General features: G+C 73.1%; 15 protein-coding genes and 2 pseudogenes. 11 read left to right on the top strand and 6 right to left on the bottom strand.

Annotation, left to right across the window (positions count from 1 at the left end; genetic code table 11):
- Nucleotides 1–730 precede the first annotated feature (730 nt).
- Genes ACF06X_RS08020 through ACF06X_RS08010 form a run of 3 tightly spaced genes read left to right on the top strand, consistent with a single transcriptional unit; the run spans nucleotide 731 to nucleotide 3,095 of the window.
- Nucleotides 731–2,368, top strand: coding sequence for an ABC-F family ATP-binding cassette domain-containing protein (locus ACF06X_RS08020; RefSeq protein WP_392286365.1), 1,638 nt, complete (start codon nucleotides 731–733; stop codon nucleotides 2,366–2,368).
- Nucleotides 2,368–2,691, top strand: a complete 324-nt coding sequence (locus tag ACF06X_RS08015; RefSeq protein WP_392286364.1) for a hypothetical protein — start codon at nucleotides 2,368–2,370, stop codon at nucleotides 2,689–2,691. The genes ACF06X_RS08020 and ACF06X_RS08015 overlap by 1 nt, the downstream gene beginning before the upstream one ends.
- Nucleotides 2,688–3,095, top strand: coding sequence for a hypothetical protein (locus tag ACF06X_RS08010; protein ID WP_392286363.1), 408 nt, complete (start codon nucleotides 2,688–2,690; stop codon nucleotides 3,093–3,095). The genes ACF06X_RS08015 and ACF06X_RS08010 overlap by 4 nt, the downstream gene beginning before the upstream one ends.
- A gap of 170 nt (nucleotides 3,096–3,265) precedes the next feature.
- Here the strand turns inward: ACF06X_RS08010 and ACF06X_RS08005 are convergent, their stop codons facing one another.
- Entirely contained in the window at nucleotides 3,266–5,671 is a 2,406-nt protein-coding gene (locus ACF06X_RS08005; protein WP_392286362.1) for a Tex family protein, read from the bottom strand.
- A gap of 125 nt (nucleotides 5,672–5,796) precedes the next feature.
- Entirely contained in the window at nucleotides 5,797–6,663 is an 867-nt protein-coding gene (locus ACF06X_RS08000) for a hypothetical protein (RefSeq protein WP_392286361.1), read from the bottom strand.
- 113 nt (nucleotides 6,664–6,776) lie between these two features.
- Here ACF06X_RS08000 and ACF06X_RS07995 point away from each other — a divergent pair, with 113 nt between their 5' ends.
- Both ACF06X_RS07995 and ACF06X_RS07990 read left to right on the top strand, forming a co-directional pair.
- Complete coding sequence (locus ACF06X_RS07995) at nucleotides 6,777–7,790, top strand: GlxA family transcriptional regulator (protein WP_392286360.1); 1,014 nt, start codon at nucleotides 6,777–6,779, stop codon at nucleotides 7,788–7,790.
- 8 nt (nucleotides 7,791–7,798) lie between these two features.
- The gene (locus ACF06X_RS07990) at nucleotides 7,799–8,443 is read left to right on the top strand and encodes a DJ-1/PfpI family protein (protein WP_392286885.1); all 645 of its coding nucleotides are present in this window, start codon (nucleotides 7,799–7,801) and stop codon (nucleotides 8,441–8,443) included.
- Between the two features lie 52 nt (nucleotides 8,444–8,495).
- On the opposite strand, the gene ACF06X_RS07985 is transcribed toward ACF06X_RS07990, so the two are convergent.
- Nucleotides 8,496–9,248 (bottom strand): enoyl-CoA hydratase/isomerase family protein, encoded by a 753-nt coding sequence (locus ACF06X_RS07985; protein WP_392286359.1) that lies wholly within the window; start codon nucleotides 9,246–9,248, stop codon nucleotides 8,496–8,498.
- A gap of 65 nt (nucleotides 9,249–9,313) precedes the next feature.
- Here ACF06X_RS07985 and ACF06X_RS07980 point away from each other — a divergent pair, with 65 nt between their 5' ends.
- Entirely contained in the window at nucleotides 9,314–10,027 is a 714-nt protein-coding gene (locus ACF06X_RS07980) for an HdeD family acid-resistance protein (RefSeq protein WP_392286358.1), read from the top strand.
- 129 nt (nucleotides 10,028–10,156) lie between these two features.
- A pseudogene (locus tag ACF06X_RS07975) lies at nucleotides 10,157–10,603 on the top strand (ATP-binding protein); the annotation flags it as partial.
- Between the two features lie 187 nt (nucleotides 10,604–10,790).
- On the opposite strand, the gene idi reads toward ACF06X_RS07975, so the two are convergent.
- From idi to ACF06X_RS07960, 3 genes and pseudogenes are all read right to left on the bottom strand, one after another.
- Nucleotides 10,791–11,429 carry an isopentenyl-diphosphate Delta-isomerase gene (idi, locus tag ACF06X_RS07970; RefSeq protein WP_392286357.1) on the bottom strand — a complete coding sequence of 213 codons (639 nt, stop codon included), beginning with the start codon at nucleotides 11,427–11,429 and terminating at the stop codon, nucleotides 10,791–10,793.
- A gap of 272 nt (nucleotides 11,430–11,701) precedes the next feature.
- Nucleotides 11,702–12,448 (bottom strand): annotated as a pseudogene (locus ACF06X_RS07965) (class I SAM-dependent methyltransferase); the annotation flags it as partial.
- A gap of 231 nt (nucleotides 12,449–12,679) precedes the next feature.
- Entirely contained in the window at nucleotides 12,680–13,621 is a 942-nt protein-coding gene (locus ACF06X_RS07960) for a cation diffusion facilitator family transporter (RefSeq protein WP_392286356.1), read from the bottom strand.
- A gap of 432 nt (nucleotides 13,622–14,053) precedes the next feature.
- Between ACF06X_RS07960 and ACF06X_RS07955 the strand changes: the two genes are divergently transcribed.
- The 4 genes from ACF06X_RS07955 to ACF06X_RS07940 are packed head-to-tail and all read left to right on the top strand — an operon-like array spanning nucleotide 14,054 to nucleotide 18,480.
- Nucleotides 14,054–15,940, top strand: coding sequence for a DUF5941 domain-containing protein (locus tag ACF06X_RS07955; RefSeq protein WP_392286884.1), 1,887 nt, complete (start codon nucleotides 14,054–14,056; stop codon nucleotides 15,938–15,940).
- Nucleotides 15,937–16,674 carry a sugar phosphate nucleotidyltransferase gene (locus tag ACF06X_RS07950; protein WP_392286355.1) on the top strand — a complete coding sequence of 246 codons (738 nt, stop codon included), beginning with the start codon at nucleotides 15,937–15,939 and terminating at the stop codon, nucleotides 16,672–16,674. The genes ACF06X_RS07955 and ACF06X_RS07950 overlap by 4 nt, the downstream gene beginning before the upstream one ends.
- Complete coding sequence (locus tag ACF06X_RS07945) at nucleotides 16,662–17,723, top strand: iron-containing alcohol dehydrogenase family protein (RefSeq protein ID WP_392286354.1); 1,062 nt, start codon at nucleotides 16,662–16,664, stop codon at nucleotides 17,721–17,723. The genes ACF06X_RS07950 and ACF06X_RS07945 overlap by 13 nt, the downstream gene beginning before the upstream one ends.
- Complete coding sequence (locus tag ACF06X_RS07940) at nucleotides 17,701–18,480, top strand: CDP-alcohol phosphatidyltransferase family protein (RefSeq protein WP_392286353.1); 780 nt, start codon at nucleotides 17,701–17,703, stop codon at nucleotides 18,478–18,480. Before ACF06X_RS07945 ends, ACF06X_RS07940 begins: the two co-directional genes overlap by 23 nt.
- Nucleotides 18,481–18,496 lie beyond the last annotated feature (16 nt).

Below are 18,496 nucleotides of genomic sequence, written 5' to 3'. Positions count from 1 at the left end.
GGGCCGGCCGCCGCCCCGGCGCGCCGGCGCTGCAACTGCATCGCCGCGGACACCAACCAAACCCCCTTTACTCCACCCCCCCCCCTCGTCCGCCCCCCCCCCCCCCCGGCCCCCCCACGACCGTCCCGCCCCGCTGCCGCGCCCCCGAGGACCCGCCCCGCGCCTCGGCCCGCCGGCCGGCCCTGTCCGCCGGTGCCAGTCGCCGGCGCAGGTCATGTCCGCCGTTTTACGGGCGCAGCCCGAGGCGGCCGTCAGCCCGTGCCGCCAGGCTCCGTCCATGCGGCCGGAGCCCTGCCCGACACCGAGGTCCGCCGGTGACAGCCGGCGCCGCCGGAGGCCGTCCGCCCATGCGGGCCGGAGCCCCGCCCGATGACCGAGGGGCCGCGGGCGCCCGCCACCGCCGAGGTCGTCGCCGTCACCGCGTCCGGCGACCACACCCGTACGCTCGGCCGCGCTCGGCCGGCGGCACCGCCGTCGGCGGACCCAGGACGGACCCCGCCACCCGCCGCGATCACATCGCCGCTCACGCCCGGACCGTGACCGGCGGACGTCGCCGCTCACGACCGGACCGTGACCGGCCCCCGACCCGCACCACCGGCAACCGACCGGTCGTCCCGGTCCCGCGGCCCCGCTCCAGGGCCGGCGCGGGTGGCCGGTGAAGCGGCCGCGCGGGCCGGGCATCGCCGCGGAAGGCGGCCGGTCGGCGCTCTGGCCTAGGATTCATCCCCTGATGACTGCCACTCTCGTCGCCAAGGACCTCGCCGCCGGCCACGGCGAACGCTCCCTCTTCGCCGGCCTCGACCTCGTCGTCGCCCCCGGCGACGTCATCGGCCTCGTCGGCGTCAACGGCGCCGGCAAGTCGACCCTGCTGCGCCTGCTCGCCGGGCTCGACACCCCCGAGGAGGGGGAGCTGAAGCTCTCCCCGCCGACCGCCACCGTCGGTCACCTCCCCCAGGAGCCCGAGCGGCGCGAGGGAGAGACGGTACGGGAGTTCCTGGCCCGCCGCACGGGCGTCGCCGCCGCCCAGGCCGCCATGGACGAGGCCACCCAGGGCCTGGTCGACGGGACCCCGGGCGCCGACGACGCGTACGCCGTCAGCCTGGAGCGCTGGCTCGACCTCGGCGGCGCCGACCTGGACGAGCGCGCCGAGGAGGTCGCCGACTCGCTCGGCCTGACCGTCGGCCTCGACCAGGCCATGACCTCCCTCTCCGGCGGTCAGGCGGCCCGCGCCGGACTCGCCTCCCTCCTCCTCTCCCGTTACGACGTCTTCCTCCTCGACGAGCCCACCAACGACCTCGACCTCGACGGTCTGGAGCGGCTCGAAGCCTTCGTGCGGGGCCTGCGCGCCGGCACGGTCGTCATCAGCCACGACCGCGAGTTCCTCACCCGTACGGTCACCAAGGTCCTCGAACTCGACCTCGCCCAGCAGCAGATCACCCTCTACGGCGGCGGCTACGACGCGTACCTGGACGAGCGGGACACCGCCCGGCGCCACGCCCGCGAGGACTTCGAGGAGTACGCGGGCCGGAAGGCCGCCCTGGAGGCCCGCGGCCACATGCAGCGGTCCTGGATGGACAAGGGCGTCAAGAACGCCCGCCGCAAGGCCACCGACGGCGACAAGCTCGGACGCAACGCCCGCAGCGAGGCCAGCGAGAAGCAGGCCGCGAAGGCCCGCCAGACGCAGCGCATGATCGAGCGGCTCGACGTCGTCGACGAACCCCGCAAGGAGTGGGAGCTGCGGATGGAGATCGCCGCCGCCCCGCGCTCCGGCTCGGTGGTGGCGACCCTGCGCGAGGCGGAGGTCCGCCGCGGCGACTTCCGCTTCGGGCCGGCCACGCTCCAGATCGACTGGGCCGACCGGGTCGCCATCACCGGTGCCAACGGGGCCGGCAAGTCGACCCTGCTCGCCGCGCTCCTCGGCCGCCTGCCGCTGGACTCCGGGGACGCCGTCCTCGGCTCCGGCGTCGTCGTCGGCGAGGTCGACCAGGCCCGCAAGCTCTTCCACGGCTCGGAGGCCCTCCTCGACGCATTCTGCGCGGCCGTACCGGAGACCGAGCCGGCGGAGGTACGGACCCTCCTCGCGAAGTTCGGCCTCAAGGCCGAGCACGTCCTGCGCCCCGCCACGACGCTCTCGCCGGGCGAGCGCACCCGCGCCGCCCTCGCCCTCCTCCAGGGCCGTGGCGTCAACCTGCTGGTCCTCGACGAGCCGACCAACCACCTCGACCTGCCGGCCATCGAGCAGCTGGAGGCCGCGCTCGACACCTACACCGGCACGCTGCTCCTGGTCACCCACGACCGGCGCATGCTGGACGCCGTCCGCACGACCCGTCGCATCGAGGTCGCGGGGGGCAAGGTGACCGAGCTCTGATGGGCGTCACCTCCGGGCGGGGCCGGACGGAGGCCCGTCCGCCGGCGGTGGACGGCGTCGCCGTGGCGGCCGGTACCGCCGTCTACCCGTACCGCCGGCGGGCCGACGCGGACCGGCGGCACGTGGCCCTCGCCGTCGGCCGCGGCCAGGCGTCGCCGCGGCACCCGCGGCCGCTCTTCCCGGCCGCCCTGCACCGACGCGATTCGGGGAGTGAACTGTACGAGTACGGCCATCCGCGCGACATGGCGGTGGCCGCCGAGGCCGACACCTCGGACACGGTCCCCGTTCTGAGGGACGGCGCATTCCAGGAGGCAGCACCATGACCGATCTACTGACCCGGCTGACCGAGATGCTCGACGATCTGGACGCGGACGTCGACGAGACGATCGACCTCGCCGACGAGATCGCCGCCTCCGGCGACGCCGCTCTCCTGCCGCGCCTGCAGGCCGAGCTGGACCGCGCCCTCACCGAGCGGAACGCCTACGCCCGCGAGCTCCTGGGCGGCGTCCTCGCCGCCATCGGCGGCCCGGACGCGCTCCCGGCGCTGCTGCGAGCGTCGTCGGTCGACCTCGGCGACGACCAGGACGCGCTGGCCACCGAGATCGTCGACATCGTCCAGTCCGACCCGCACACCTCCCGCACGGTCCTCCAGCCCCTGACCGAGGACGACGACCTGGACGTGGCCAACCGCGCCGAATGGGCCCTCCGCTTCCTCCCGAACGCCTAGCCTTCCTCCCGGCCTCCCGGCCTCCCGGCCTCCCGGCCTCCCGGCCTCCCGGCCTCCCGGCCTCCCGGCCTCCCGGCCTCCCGGCCTCCCGGCCTCCCGGCCCGGCAGCCCGGACGCGCTCCCGGCGCTGTGCCAGGGGCCCGGCCTTCCGGCCGGGCCCGTGGTGGGTGTCAGCGGCTACGGCGCTTGCCGCCGCCCTCGTTCAGAAGGCCCGCCTTGCGGAGGGCGTCCGCCATCGCGCTGTTGGACGGGGCCGGGGCCTGGGAGCGGCCCCGGTCGCCACCACCGCCACCACCGCCACCACCGCCACCGCCACCGCCGCCACCGCGGCGCTGCTGCGGCGGGCGGCCGCCGCGCTCCCGCTTCGGGGCCGGGCCGGCGCCGGCCCCGGTGTCCGCCGTCGCCTCGTCGTCGAGCCGGAGCGTCAGCGAGATCCGCTTGCGTGGGATGTCCACCTCCATGACCTTCACCCGCACCACGTCACCCGGCTTCACCACGTCCCGCGGGTCCTTGACGAACGTCTTCGACATCGCCGACACGTGCACCAGACCGTCCTGGTGCACCCCGATGTCCACGAACGCGCCGAAGGCCGCGACATTCGTCACGACACCCTCAAGCACCATCCCCGGCTCCAGGTCGCCGATCTTCTCGACGCCCTCCTTGAACGTGGCCGTCTTGAACGCCGGACGCGGGTCGCGGCCCGGCTTCTCCAGCTCGCGCAGGATGTCCGTGACCGTCGGCAGACCGAAGTTCTCGTCGACGAAGTCGTCCGCCCGCAGCGACCGCAGCACCCCGGTGTTGCCGATCAGGGACGCGACCTCGCCACCCGTCGTCTTCGCCATCCGCCGCACCACCGGGTACGCCTCCGGGTGCACCGAGGACGCGTCCAGCGGGTCGTCGCCGCCCCGGATCCGCAGGAAGCCCGCGCACTGCTCGTACGCCTTCGGACCCAGCCTCGCCACGTCCTTCAGCGCCTTGCGCGAACGGAAGGGACCGTGGGCGTCCCGGTGCGCCACGATGTTCTCGGCGAGACCGGCGCCGATCCCCGAAACCCGCGAAAGCAGCGGCGCCGAGGCGGTGTTGACGTCGACACCGACGCCGTTCACACAGTCCTCCACCACCGCGTCGAGCGAGCGCGAGAGCTTCACCTCGGACAGGTCGTGCTGGTACTGCCCGACGCCGATCGACTTCGGGTCGATCTTCACCAGCTCGGCCAGCGGGTCCTGCAGCCGCCGTGCGATCGAGACCGCTCCGCGCAACGAGACGTCCAGACCGGGCAGTTCCTGCGAGGCGAACGCGGAGGCCGAGTACACCGAGGCGCCCGCCTCCGAGACCATCACCTTCGTGAGCTTCAACTCCGGGTGGCGGGCGATGAGATCGGCCGCCAGCTTGTCCGTCTCGCGCGAGGCGGTGCCGTTGCCGATGGCGACCAGCTCGACCGCGTGCTCCTTCGCGAGCCGCGCGAGCTTCGCCAGCGACTCGTCCCACTTGTTCGCCGGGACGTGCGGATAGATCGTGTCGGTCGCCACGACCTTGCCCGTGGCGTCGACGACGGCGACCTTCACGCCCGTACGGAAACCGGGGTCGAGACCCAGCGTCGCCCGCGTCCCGGCCGGCGCCGCGAGCAGCAGGTCCCGCAGGTTCGCCGCGAAGACCCGTACCGCCTCGTCCTCCGCCGCCGTCCGAAGACGCAGCCGCAGATCGATCCCGAGGTGCACCAGGATCCGGGTCCGCCAGGCCCAACGAACCGTGTCGAGCAGCCACTTGTCGCCCGGGCGGCCTCGGTCGGCCACGCCGAAGCGCGCGGCGACCATTCCTTCGTACGACGAGGGGCCGGGCAGGTCCGACGGTTCCTCCGGCTCCAGCTCCAGGGTGAGGACGTCCTCCTTCTCGCCGCGCAGCATGGCGAGGATCCGGTGCGAGGGGAGCGCGGTGAACGGCTCGGTGAAGTCGAAGTAGTCGGCGAACTTCGCGCCGGCCTCCTCCTTGCCCTCCCGTACCTTGGCGGCGAGCCGGCCCCGGCTCCACATCCGCTCCCGCAGCTCGCCGATGAGGTCGGCGTCCTCGGAGAACTTCTCGGTGAGGATCGCGCGGGCGCCCTCCAGCGCGGCGGCCGCGTCCGCGACCCCCTTGCCGGCGTCGACGAAGGCCGCCGCGGCGGCAGCCGGCTCCACCGACGGGTCCGCGAGCAGCCCCTCCGCCAGCGGCTCCAGACCCGCCTCGCGGGCGATCTGCGCCTTGGTGCGGCGCTTGGGCTTGAAGGGCAGATAGATGTCCTCCAGCCGCGCCTTGGTGTCTGCGGCCCGCAGCCTGGCCTCCACCTCGGGGGTCAGCTTGCCCTGCTCGCGCACCGACTCGAGGATGGCGGCCCGCCGGTCCTCCAGCTCCCGCAGGTAGCGCAGCCGCTCCTCGAGCGTGCGCAGCTGCGCGTCGTCGAGCATCTCGGTCGCTTCCTTGCGGTAGCGCGCGATGAACGGCACGGTCGAGCCGCCGTCGAGCAGCTCGACGGCCGCCCTCACCTGTCGCTCGCGTACGCCGAGTTCCTCGGCGATTGTGCTTTCGATGGACGTCGTCACGGTGTTCCGACTCGCCTTCTCGTGCCTCAAGCTTGCGACTGCATTGTGCCGGGTCGCCCACCGGAACACCGCACGCGCCCCGCCCGCGCGCGCCCCGCACGCGGCGAGGCCGCCCAGGGCCGGTCTCAGCCCTTGCCGGTCAGGTCCTGCGGGAACGCGCCCGCGCCCGCCGCCGCGAAGAGGAAGCCCCGGCCCAGCTCCGTCAGCCGCTCCACGCCCGCCGCGCCCAGATGCTCGTACGGGGCGGAGTCCAGCCGGTCCGTCATCTCCTCCAGCTCGGCGCGCAGGTCGGAGCCCGCGGGCGTCAGCTCGCCCTCGGCGTCCAGCAGGCCCCGGTCGCGCAGCCGCTCCGCCGCCGCCTCCCAGTCCGCGCGCCGCCAGCCCCGCGTGCCCAGGACCCAGCGGGGCGCCATGCCCTTGCCGGTCGCGGTGTGGCTGACGAGCGCCTCCACTGGGTCGAGCCCCACGGAGAGCAGCGCCGCCAGGTGGCCGTCACCGCGGTGCTCGCGCAGCAGGGTGGCCGCGTGCCAGTACCTCAGGTGCGGCTCGTCGGGCACGGGCAGGTCGGCGTTGGCGGAGTACAGCGGCCGGGCGTGCCGGGTGCACGCCTCCGTGGCGCGCAGCGCCAGCTCGGCGGCCTCGGCCATCTCCGGCGAGGTGACCGTCTCCTCGCCGAGCAGCCGGCGCAGGGTGGTGTCTGCGGTACGCAGCCGGGCGGCCAGGACGGCCGAGGGCGCCGCGGTCTCCCAGACGGCGGGCAGGTGGATCGCCAGCAGCTCGACGTTGTAGTTGTAGAAGGTCGCGGCGACCGTTCCGGCCCCCACCGCACCCAGCGGGGCGCTGCGCGCCGCGAGCCGCACGGCCGTGGAGTCCTCGAGGCCGAGGCCCTTGAACTCGGTGTCGAGATCCGGCGAGAAGTAGAGGGTCGAGTGGAGCGGATTGAGGGCGTTGTGGCAGCGGCGTCCGGCACGCGGCGGCAGAGAAGTCGTCATGGACCTGAACGTTACCGACTGGTCGGTACGACCGGAACCGCCGGGCTCGCGATGGCAGGAAAGGTGGGATGCTCGTCATTGCGGCCGTCCCATGCCCCGCGAAGGATGGGGGTATGACGCAGCGACCCGTACTCGTCGTCCTCTTCGACGGCGTGCAGAGCCTGGACGTGACCGGACCGGTCGAGGTCTTCGCCGGCGCCGACCGCTTCGCCGGGCGCTGCGCCGGTCGCCTCGACGGACCTGACGGCGACAGCGGCGGTACCGCCTACCGGATCCGTACCGCCTCGCTCGACGGCGGCCCCGTCCGCACCCACAGCGGACTGTGCCTGCTGCCCGACTCCACGCTCGCCGCCGCCGACCGCCCGCACACCCTGCTCGTGCCGGGCGGCGAGGGCACCCGGAACCCGGACCCGCGGCTGATCGACTGGCTGCGCGCGAACGCCCCGCACGCCGAGCGTCTCGTCTCCGTCTGCACGGGCGCGCTGCTGCTCGCCGAGGCCGGACTCCTCGACGGGCACCGGGCCACCACTCACTGGGCCGCCTGCGACCACCTCGCCCGCTGCCACCCCGAGGTCGAGGTCGACCCGGACCCCATCTTCGTCCGGGACGGCAGGCTCTCCACCTCCGCCGGAGTCACCGCGGGCATCGATCTCGCGCTGGCCCTGGTGGAGGAGGACCTGGGCCGGGACGCGGCGCTCACCGTCGCCCGTCACCTGGTCGTCTTTCTGCGCCGCCCCGGCAACCAGGCGCAGTTCAGCGTGCAGCTCGCCGCCCAGACGGCCCGCCGGGAACCGCTGCGCGAGCTGCAGCACTGGATCACCGAACACCCCGACGCCGACCTCTCCGTCGAGGCGCTGGCCGCCCGCGCCCGGCTCTCGCCCCGCCATTTCGCCCGCGCCTTCCAGGCGGAGACGGGCACCACCCCGGGGCGGTACGTCGACCGGGTCCGGCTCGAACACGCCCGCAGGCTCCTGGAGGAGTCCACCCACGGCGTCGAGGAGGTCTCACGGGCCGCCGGCTACGGCACCCCCGAGGCCATGCGCCGCGCTTTCGTCAAGGCGCTCGGCACGGCTCCGGCCGACTACCGGCGTCGCTTCCACGCCCCTGTTCCCACCACCAGCAGATAGGGATGTCCATGCAGATCGCCGTCCTGCTCTACGACCGCTTCACCGCCCTCGACGCCGTCGGCCCCTACGAACTGCTCAGCCGCCTCCCCGGGGCCGAGACCGTCTTCGTCTCCCGCGAGACCGGTCCTGTCACGGGCGACCAGGGCAACCTCGCCCTCGTCGCCGCCCGGACCCTCGCCGACGTGACGCACCCCGACATCGTCCTGGTGCCCGGCGGCCCGGGCTCGCGCGAGGCGATGCACGACCCGGAGATCCTCGCCTGGCTCCGTACCGTCGACGCCACCAGCACCTGGACCACCTCCGTCTGCACCGGATCCCTGGTGCTGGCCGCCGCGGGCCTGCTCACCGGCCGCCGGGCCACCACCCACTGGCTCGCCCTCGACGAGCTGACCCCGTTCGGTGTGGAACCGACCGGCGAGCGGGTCGTCTTCGACGGCAAGTACGTCACCGCCGCCGGGGTCTCCTCCGGCATCGACATGGCCCTGCATCTGCTCGGCCGGATCGCCGGCGACGCGACGGCGCAGACGATCCAGCTGCTGACCGAGTACGACCCGCAGCCGCCGTACGACGCGGGCTCGCCGGAGAAGGCCCCGGCCGAGATCGTGGCGCACTGGCGGGGACAGGGGGAGAAGGTGCTCGCCGACCAGGGCTGAGCGGCAGACTGAGCGGCGGGCTGAGCGGCGAGGCCCGGGATCGCGGGCCGGTTCAGATCCCGTACGTGAAGCGGGGCGCGCGGCGCTCCAGGAAGGCGGCGACACCCTCCGCGGTATCGCCGCTGGCGCGCGCCTGCTCCGCCCAGTGGGCGTCCCGGTCCGTGCGGCCGTCCACGAACTCCTTCGCCGCCGCCTGCGTCAGCTGCGAGCGGCCGGCCAGGACGCGGGTGAACTCGGCCACCCGCTTGTCCAGTTCGCCGGCCGGGAGCACCTCGTCCACCAGACCGGTGCGCAGCGCCCGCTCCGTATCGATCAACTCGCCCGAGAAGAGCAGGTACTTGGCGGCCGAGGGCCCCACGAGGGAGGCGAGGCGGCGGGTCGAGGAGGACGGGTAGACGATGCCGAGCTTCGACGGGGTGACCCCGAAGCGGGCGCCCTCCTCGGCGAACCGCAGGTCGCAGGCGGCGGCGAGCTGGCTGCCGCCGCCGACGCAGTAGCCGCGGACGGCCGCGAGGGTCGGCTTGGGGAAGGCGGCGAGCGCCTCCTCGGCCCGTACGGCGAGCGTCTGCTGCTCGTCGCCCGGCTCCCGCAGCGTCGAGATGTCCGCGCCGGCGCAGAAGGTCTCGCCCTCGCCGGTGAGGACCAGCGCGCGGACGTCGCGGTCGGCGGCGAGACCCGCCAGCAGACCGGGCAGGGCCCGCCACATCGCGGCCGTCATCGCGTTGCGCTTGGCCGGGTTCGAGATGACGACGGTGACGACCCCGTCGACCCCGTCGGCGGGGACTGCCTTCAGCTGCGGCTCCATGCGCCGGATGCTATCGGCAGGGCCCGAACGTACGATCAGGAAGGGGGCGCGAGGAGGAGGCGCCGATGGCTCAGGACCCGCACGGCCGGGACCCGCACGGCCCGGGCCCGTCCGGTCAGGACCCGCACGGTCAGGACCCGCACGGCCCGGTCCGGGATCACGACCCCGTACGCGAGGGCAGGAAACTCGCCCGGAGCTTCGGCTGGCTCGTCCTCCTGGGCGCCCTGCTCGTCCTCGGCGGACTCGTCGGCCTGGTCTACACCGGGGTCGCCACCCTCACCTCGATGCTCCTCTTCGGCTGGCTGCTGCTCGTCGGCGGCGTCGTGGGCCTCCTCCACGCCATCGAGTCGCGCGGCACCAGTTACTTCTGGCTCGCCGTGGTCGTGGCCGCCCTGAACATCGCGGCCGGACTGGTCGTCATCCGGCATCCGGAGGGCTCGGCCGAGGCGCTGACCATGTTCGCCGCGCTGCTCTTCCTCACCGGCGGGGTGTTCCGCCTCGTGGGCAGTGCGGTGGTGCGCGGACCGCAGTTCGGCTGGACCCTCCTGCAGGGGGCGTTCGGGCTGCTGCTCGGTCTGCTCGTCCTCTTCGACTGGCCGGACAGCAGCCGCTATGTCCTCGGTCTCTTCTTCTCCCTCGCGCTGCTCTTCGACGGTCTGGGCCTGATCGCGATCGGTGTCGGCGGCCGACGGATCGTCAGTATGGTGGCCCCGCGGACCGCCGTAGGCGGGACCCCTCCGAAGCCGTCAGAAGAAGGTCAGGAGCAGTCGAACAACTGACGTTGGCATACTCAATCGGTCGAAGACGGTCGATAAGTGTCGACTTCTGGTCAGTGGCCCGTCCGGACCTGCGGAATACCAAGACTCGACCTCGTGGCGACAATCGAGCACGACGGTGGGAGCCGGACTATGGAGAGCCGCGGGAGCGTCCCCGCCCGGCCGCCGTCCTACGAAGGGGTCTGGCGCTTCACCGCTCCCGCGGTCGACGTCTCCGTCCCGCGGGCCCGGCACGCCGTCCGCGACCTGCTGATCCGACAGGGGGTCCCGGCCCACGACGACACGGTCCAGGGCCTGCTCCTGATCGTGTCGGAGCTGGTCACCAACGCGGTCAAGCACGCGGCGCTGCTCTCCCCCGAAGTGGCGGTGGAGGTGGCGATCGGCGCGGAGTGGATCCGGGTGTCCGTCGAGGACAACCATCCGTACCGTCCCAAGGCCCTTGAGGCGGACTACGGCCAGACCGGCGGCCGGGGGCTGCTCCTGGTGCGGGAGATCGCGCTGGAGGCGGGCGGGGCGTGCGACGTGGAGCACACCGCGAGCGGCGGCAAGATCATCTGGGCCGCACTGCCCCTGGTCCCGGGAGCGGCGGCCGTCCCGGGCGCGGTGGCCGTCCCGGGCGCGGCGCCGACCGCAGGTCAGGCCCCGGGAAACGTTCCGGCACCGGGCGGCGGGGCCGTCGCGGGTACGGGCTCCGTACCCGCTGCCGGGCCCGTACCCCCGACGGGGCTGCCCGCGCCGGGGACGGGGCACGTACCCGCGTCGGGGATCACCAGCCCCCGGTCGGACCCGTCAGCTCCTTGACCGCCGGACGCGCCGCGTTCAGCACCGTCATGAACCAGGCGGAGAACGGCGCGGCCGCGTGGCGCTCGGCCAGCTCCTCGGCGGTCACGAAGGCGGTCTCCTCGACCTCCTCCGGGTCCGGCCGCGGCTCGGCCTGCACCATGCCGACGAAGAGGTGGTTGTACTCCTGCTCCACCAGGCCCGACGCCGGGTCCGGGTGGTTGTAACGGACGGTGCCCGCCGCGGCGAGCAGCGAGGGCGAGACGCCCAGCTCCTCGTACGTACGCCGGGCGGCGGCCGCGAACGGCGCCTCGCCCGGGTACGGGTGGCCGCAGCAGGTGTTCGACCAGACACCGGGGGAGTGGTACTTGCCGAGGGCGCGGCGCTGGAGCAGCAGTCGGCCCGACTCGTCGAAGAGGAAGACGGAGAACGCCCGGTGCAGCTGCCCCGGCGCCTGGTGGGCGGCGAGCTTCTCCGCCGTACCGATGGTGTTGCCGTCCTCGTCGACCAGCTCGAGCATGATCGACGCCGGGACACCGTTCGCGGTGCCCCCGTTCGCGGAGATCCCGGTCGTGGAGACTCCGTTCGGCGAGCTGTGTGCCGCGGTGTCGTGTGTGGTCGGCATACCCATCCTTCGCTTCGGTCCTCGGCCCGGTGGGGCCCCCTCAGTCTGCCGCACAAAGGCGGCTTGTCCGTACTTCGGAGGCCGGACATGGCCGCTCCCACCACACCGGAGTACACCGGTGCGGTGGGAGCGGGGAGCCGCGTCGGACGCCGAAGGCCGCCGGATACCGGATCATGCCCCGGGGGGCCTCGCCGGAACCCTCGGGGGCCGGCGCCGTCGTGGCCTCGTCGGGCACCTCGAAATCTGGCGCGATTCTCCTCCCGAGTCCGTCACCTGGCGTCGGCGGGGCGCAGGACGTAGCCGGTGTAGCCGTACTCCCCGCCGTGGTCGCGGCGCAGCGCGATCTCGGCGCGGGTCGCGGCGAGAGCCTCGGCCATGCCGGGGGAGGCGGGGTCCGCGGCGTCCGCCCGCTCTTCGAGCGGGCCGTAATACTCCTCCCAGTCGCTCTCGGGCTGCGGCAGGACCCCGAGGACGTGATAGCCGGCCTCGACCGCCGCCGCGGTGTTCTCGGCGGTGGTGCGCAGCCGGTAGTGCCGGTCCCAGAAGGCGCGCGCCTCCGGGCCGGGCTCGTCGACGGTCCACTCGCACTCGGTGAGCACGAGGGTGCCGCCGGGTGCGAGCAGCCGGCGCCACTCGCGCAGCGCGGTGTCGAAGCCGAGGGCGTAGGCGGAGCTCTCCGCCCAGACGAGATCGAAGGATCCGTCCGGGAACGGGAGCCCGCCCATGTCGGCGTTGAGGGTACGGACGGAGTCGCCGAGCCCGCGGGCTGCGGCGGCGAGCAGCAACTCCTCCAGGAACGGCTCGTGCAGATCCACGGCCGTCACCTCGGCGCCGGCCTCGGCGGCCAGGAGCAGCGCGGAGCGGCCGGGCCCGCAGCCCAGGTCGAGGACGCGCGGACGCTCGGGGAGCGGGCCGGCGAGGGCGAGCAGACGGCGGGTGGTGGAGTCGGAACCGGGGCCCTGCCGCGGAAGACCGTGGTGCAGGGCGAAGAAGGCGTCGTACAGAGCGTTGTCGGACAACGTGGGAAACCCTTGTGTGAGAGGGGCCCGGGCCGACGTGATGACGATCGGTTCGATCGAGCGAACCGGGATCAGGTCAGCCGGAGACCCGGGAGCTGAAGCTGGACCGGGCGCTGCCGCACTGGGCAGCCTCCATCGCGACGGTCATCAACCTCAGCTCCTCTCCCACCTCACGCTTGTGCGAAGAGACTAACAGGGCCACGGACAGGGCTCACAGAGCTCGGGCACGGCTCAGAGGCAGAGCTTCGCCTCGTGCGCCGCGTGGCCGGCCGGCTCCAGCTGGAAGGTGCAGTGCTCCACGTCGAAGTGCGAGCCGAGGCAGCCCTGCAGGTCGTGCAGCATCTTCTCGTGGCCCACCGAGTCGAGTGCCGCCTGGTCCACCACGACATGGGCGGAGAGCACCGGCATCCCGGAGGTGATCGTCCAGGCGTGCAGGTCGTGGACGTCCTCGACGCCCGGCAGCGCCAGTATGTGCGCCCGCACCTCCGCCATGTCGACGCCCTTGGGGGCCGCCTCCAGGAGTACGTCCAGGGTCTCGCGCAGCAGCTTGACCGTGCGCGGCACGATCATCAGGCCGATCAGGATGGAGGCGATCGGGTCCGCGTACTGCCAGCCCGTGGCCAGGATGATCCCCGCCGAGATGAGCACGGTCACCGAGCCGAGCGCGTCCGCGAGCACCTCCAGATAGGCGCCGCGCACATTGAGGCTCTCCTTCTGGCCCCGTACGAGCAGCGAGAGCGAGATCATGTTGGCGACCAGACCGATCAGCGCGAACACGATGGTCAGCCCGCCCCGGGTCTCGGCCGGTTCGACGAACCGCTGGATGGCCTCGTAGAGCACGTATCCGCCGACACCGAGCAGCAGCAGACAGTTCGCGAGGGCGGCGAGGATCTCGGCCCGGGCGAAGCCGAAGGTGCGCCTGTCGGTGGGGGGACGGTTGGCGAAGTGGATCGCGAGCAGCGCCATGGCCAGACCGACCGCGTCGGTCGCCATGTGGGCGGCGTCGGCGATCAGCGCGAGCGAGTCGGCGACGACGCCGCCGATGATCTCGATCACCATCACGGACAGCGTGATGGTCAGCGCGATCCGCAGCCGGCCCTTGTAGGCCGCGGCTGCCGTGCCCGTCGGCGGCGGTCCCCCGTGGCTGTGCCCGTGGTCGTGTCCAGCCCCCATGAAAAGGCCTCCCGGTCCTGTTGTTTCGGTGCCCCGGCTCGCAAGTGAACTACGGGTGGGGGGTATCCGCAACACGGCACTGAACACCGTTGTCATATGCTCTGACCTGCGGTTATGTGAGCAGGTCAGAGCGCGGTGACGATCAAGCCCCGTGGGCGGGAGGGCGGCGGGCCCCGGGCGGAGCGCGGATACCGGCGGTTTGTGGGGCGGGGCGTCGATCACCCATGATGATCTCCGCAGGACGCGGCGCACTCACGCGGAGCGGAGTGGGCCCGGGGGCGTCCGCACCGCAAAGCCTCGGTGAACTCCCGCTTGGTTCATCCGATAGCCTCAGCCGACGTGCCGCCGCCCGATGCCGGGCCGAGCCGCCGTGCCCCGGGGCGCGCCATGGGCCCCGCCGGCCCGCCCGTCAGCTCCAAGGAGTGAGTTCGTCTGTCGACCGCCATCCTCACCGGTCCGCCGGTACCCGGATCGTCGCTCGACGGCGATCTGCGGTCGCTGGGCTTCGACGTCAAGGTCGCCTCCGGCCCGGACGAGACGGGCACGCTGCTCGCCGCCGTACCGGCGGGTGAGCGGGTCGCCGTCGTCGACCCCCGGTTCGTCGGACACCTCCACGCGCTGCGCCTGGCCCTCACGGACCCCCGCTTCCCCGCCGCCGCCGTCCCCGGCGCCCTCGCCGCCCAGAGCGAGGCCCGCCCAGCCCTCACCCGCGCCCTGACCGCCCCGCCCGCGGGCGGGGCGGCCCCGGCGACCGCCCCGGTCGGTACGGCGGCGCCGCGGTCCGACACGGCCCCCACCGCCCCGGCCGCGCCCACCCAGGCCGCGCCCGCCGTACGGCGCGACGCCGACGACCTTCCCACCGTGCTCGCCGACGTGCTCGACGCCGAAGGCGTCCCCGTGCACCGGCCGCAGCTCGGCACGCTCGTCGCCGCCGTACCGACCGACGCGGAGGCCCGCCACCGGGCGCGCGCCGCCGTCGCGGCCGTCGACGACGAGGCCGTACGCCTGCGCTCGGCCGTCAAGGCCCACGACGGCTTCTTCACCACCTTCTTCATCAGCCCGTACTCGCGCTACATCGCCCGCTGGTGCGCGCGGCGCGGACTGACCCCCAACCAGGTCACCACCGCCTCGCTGCTCACCGCCCTCCTCGCGGCCGGCTGCGCCGCCACGGGCGAACGCGGTGGCTACATCGCCGCGGGCGTCCTGCTCCTCGTCTCCTTCGTCCTGGACTGCACCGACGGGCAGCTCGCCCGCTACGCCCTGCGGTACTCCACGATGGGCGCCTGGCTCGACGCCACCTTCGACCGCGCCAAGGAGTACTCCTTCTACGCGGGCCTCGCCCTCGGCGCCGCCCGCGGCGGCGACGACGTGTGGACGCTCGCGCTCGGCGCGATGGTCCTGATGACCTGCCGCCACGTCGTGGACTTCTCGTTCAACGAGGCCAACCACGACGCCACGGCCAACACCAGCCCCACCGCGGCCCTCTCCAGCCGTCTCGACAGCGTCGGCTGGACCGTCTGGGTACGCAGGATGATCATCCTGCCGATCGGTGAGCGCTGGGCCATGATCGCGGTCCTCACCGCGGTCACCACCCCCCGGATCGTCTTCTGGGCGCTCATCGCCGGCTGCGCGTTCGGCGCCTGCTACACGGCGGCGGGGCGCGTCCTGCGCTCGCTGACCCGCAAGGCGAAGCGGACGGACCGGGCCGCACAGGCGCTGGCGGACCTCGCGGACACGGGCCCCCTCGGCGAGCTGGTCGCCAAGGCGGGCCGCCGCCTCGCGCCCCCACCGCTGCTCCCGGCCGTCGTCGGCGCGGCCCTGCTGATCGCCGTCGCCTGGACGCAGTCGGTCGGCAGCGCCCTCACGGTGCTCGCCGCCCTCGGGTACGCGGTCCTCGCCGGACTCGCCGTCGCCCGCCCTCTCAAGGGCGCCCTCGACTGGCTCGTCCCGCCCGTCCTGCGGGCCGCCGAATACACCACGGTGCTCATCCTCGCGGCCCGCTCCGAGGTTCCCGGGGCCGTGCCCGCCGCATTCGGGCTGGTCGCGGCGGTCGCCTACCATCACTACGACACGGTGTACCGCATCCGCGGCGGCACCGGCGCGCCGCCCGCGTGGCTGGTGCGCACCATCGGGGGTCACGAGGGCCGCACGCTCCTCGTGACCGTGCTCGCCGCCCTGCTCGTGAACCGCGGCACCGATTTCACCCTGGCGCTCACCGCCCTCGCGGCCGCCGTGGCGCTCCTGGTGCTCGTGGAGTCCATCCGTTTCTGGGTGTCCTCCGGAGCACCTGCCGTACATGACGAAGGAGAAACAGCATGATTGGCCTTGTACTGGCAGCCGGTGCCGGACGGCGTCTGCGCCCCTACACCGACACGCTCCCGAAGGCCCTCGTGCCTGTCGACGGTGAGACCACCGTCCTCGACCTGACGCTGAAGAACTTCGCGGAGGTCGGCCTCACCGAGGTCGCCATCGTCGTCGGCTACCGCAAGGAGGCCGTGTACGACCGCAAGGAGGCCCTGGAGGCCAAGTACGGCGTCTCGATCACCCTGATCGACAACGACAAGGCCGAGGAGTGGAACAACGCCTACTCCCTGTGGTGCGCCCGTGACGTCCTGAAGAGGGGCGTCATCCTCGCCAACGGCGACACCGTGCACCCGGTCTCCGTCGAGAAGACCCTGCTCGCCGCGCGCGGCGAGGGCCAGAAGATCATCCTCGCCCTCGACACGGTGAAGACCCTCGCCGACGAGGAGATGAAGGTCATCACCGCCGAGGGCAAGGGTGTCCGGCGCATCACGAAGCTGATGGACCCGGCCGAGGCCACCGGTGAGTACATCGGCGTCACCCTCATCGAGCCCGAGGCCGCCGAGGAGCTCGCCGACGCCCTGAAGGCGACCTTCGAGCGCGACCCCGACCTCTACTACGAGGACGGCTACCAGGAGCTCGTCAACCGCGGCTTCACCGTCGACGTCACCCCGATCGGCGAGGTGAAGTGGGTGGAGATCGACAACCACGACGACCTGGCGAAGGGCCGTGACATCGCGTGCCAGTACTGACCCGGCTGATCCCCTCGCCGGTCGTCGTCGACATCCGCCGGGGAGCGCTGGAGGACCTGTCCGCGCTCCTCGCGGACCAGCGGATCTCCAGCAACGGCAGGATCGCCGTGGCGATCAGCGGCGGCTCCGGCCTGAAGCTGCGTGACCAGTTCGCCGCCGAACTCCCGGGGGCCGACTGGTACCCGGTCGACGGCGGCACCATCGACGCGGCGGTCAAGCTCGCCGACGCCATGCGCGGCAAGCGGTACGACGCGGTGGTGGCGCTCGGCGGCGGCAAGATCATCGATGTGACCAAGTACGCGGCGGCCCGGGTCGGGCTGCCGCTGGTCGCCATCGCCACCAACCTGTCGCACGACGGCATCTGCTCGCCGGTCTCCACCCTGGACAACGACAACGGTCGCGGTTCCTACGGTGTGCCGACTCCGATCGCGCTGGTCATCGACCTCGACGTGATCCGTGACGCACCGGTGCGCTTCGTGCGCTCCGGCATCGGGGACGCGATCTCCAACCTCTCCGCCATCGCGGACTGGGAGCTGTCGCACCGCGAGACGGGCGAGCCGGTCGACGGCCTGGCCGCCGCCATGGCGCGCAGCGCCGGCGAGGCGGTGCTGCGTCACCCCGGCACGGTGGGCGACGACGACTTCCTCGTCACGCTCTCGGAGGGCCTGGTGATGTCCGGCATCGCCATGTCGATCAGCGGCGACACCCGCCCCTCCTCGGGCGCCTGCCACGAGATCAGCCACGCCTTCGACCTGCTCTTCCCGCAGCGCGCCGCCAGCCACGGCGAGCAGTGCGGCATCGGCGCCGCCTTCGCGATGCACCTGCGTGGGGCCGCCGAGGGCTCGCTGCGCATGGTCGAGACACTGCGCCGGCACGCTCTGCCCGTCACCCCGGAGGAGATCGGGTTCAGCGTGGACGAGTTCGTCAGGGCGGTGGAGTTCGCTCCGCAGACCCGGCCCGGCCGCTACACCATCCTCGAGCACCTCGACCTGTCCACCGACGAGATCAGGGACGCGTACGCCGACTATGCAAAGACCATCCGTAGCTGAGCTGCGTCCGGTCGTCCACCCGGCGGGAGTGAAGGACCGGCGCAGCGGTGAGCACTGGGGCGGCCGCCTCTACATGCGGGAGATCTCGCTGCGGATCACCCGGCATCTGGTCGGCACGCGGGTCACGCCCAACCAGCTGACCTATGTGATGACCGTGTGCGGCGTCCTCGCCGCCCCGGCCCTGCTGATCCCGGGGATCTGGGGCGCCGTCCTCGGCGTCGTCGCGGTCCAGCTCTACCTGCTGCTCGACTGTGTCGACGGCGAGGTGGCCCGCTGGAAGAAGCAGTTCTCGCTGGGCGGTGTCTACCTGGACCGGGTCGGCGCCTACCTGTGCGACGCGGCGGTCCTCGTGGGCTTCGGCCTGCGCGCGGCCGACCTGTGGGGCCCGGGCCGGATCGACTGGCTGTGGGCCTTCCTCGGCACCCTCGCCGCCCTCGGCGCCATCCTGATCAAGGCGGAGACCGACCTCGTCGGCGTCGCCCGCCACCAGGGCGGACTGCCGCCGGTCAAGGAGTCGGCGTCCGAGCCGCGCTCCTCCGGCATGGCGCTGGCCCGCAGGGCCGCCGGCGCGCTCAAGTTCCACCGGCTGATCCTCGGCATCGAGGCGTCGCTGCTCATCCTGGCCCTGGCCGTGGTGGACACCGTCAGGGGAGACCTCTTCTTCTCGCGGCTCGGTGTCGCGGTCCTCGCCGGGATCGCGCTGCTCCAGACGCTGCTGCACCTGGTGTCGATCCTGGCGTCGAGCCGGCTGAAGTGAGGAAGAGTGTGAGTAC

Origin of the sequence: Streptomyces sp. NPDC015346, assembly GCF_043078785.1 — a bacterium.
Taxonomy (GTDB): domain Bacteria; phylum Actinomycetota; class Actinomycetes; order Streptomycetales; family Streptomycetaceae; genus Streptomyces.
The sequence above is the reverse complement of the archived record's forward strand: the minus strand, read 5'-3'. Positions and strand labels throughout refer to the sequence as shown.

Coding starts and splice junctions, on each gene's coding strand:
- ACF06X_RS07985 (WP_392286359.1), bottom strand. CDS start 9,248: ATGGAGCCGCAGCTGAAGGCAGTCCCCGCCGACGGGGTCGACGGGGTC.
- ACF06X_RS07990 (WP_392286885.1), top strand. CDS start 7,799: ATGCAGATCGCCGTCCTGCTCTACGACCGCTTCACCGCCCTCGACGCC.
- ACF06X_RS07950 (WP_392286355.1), top strand. CDS start 15,937: ATGATTGGCCTTGTACTGGCAGCCGGTGCCGGACGGCGTCTGCGCCCC.
- ACF06X_RS08000 (WP_392286361.1), bottom strand. CDS start 6,663: ATGACGACTTCTCTGCCGCCGCGTGCCGGACGCCGCTGCCACAACGCC.
- ACF06X_RS07940 (WP_392286353.1), top strand. CDS start 17,701: ATGCAAAGACCATCCGTAGCTGAGCTGCGTCCGGTCGTCCACCCGGCG.
- ACF06X_RS08020 (WP_392286365.1), top strand. CDS start 731: ATGACTGCCACTCTCGTCGCCAAGGACCTCGCCGCCGGCCACGGCGAA.
- ACF06X_RS07980 (WP_392286358.1), top strand. CDS start 9,314: ATGGCTCAGGACCCGCACGGCCGGGACCCGCACGGCCCGGGCCCGTCC.
- ACF06X_RS08010 (WP_392286363.1), top strand. CDS start 2,688: ATGACCGATCTACTGACCCGGCTGACCGAGATGCTCGACGATCTGGAC.
- idi (WP_392286357.1), bottom strand. CDS start 11,429: ATGCCGACCACACACGACACCGCGGCACACAGCTCGCCGAACGGAGTC.
- ACF06X_RS07960 (WP_392286356.1), bottom strand. CDS start 13,621: ATGGGGGCTGGACACGACCACGGGCACAGCCACGGGGGACCGCCGCCG.
- ACF06X_RS08015 (WP_392286364.1), top strand. CDS start 2,368: ATGGGCGTCACCTCCGGGCGGGGCCGGACGGAGGCCCGTCCGCCGGCG.
- ACF06X_RS07995 (WP_392286360.1), top strand. CDS start 6,777: ATGACGCAGCGACCCGTACTCGTCGTCCTCTTCGACGGCGTGCAGAGC.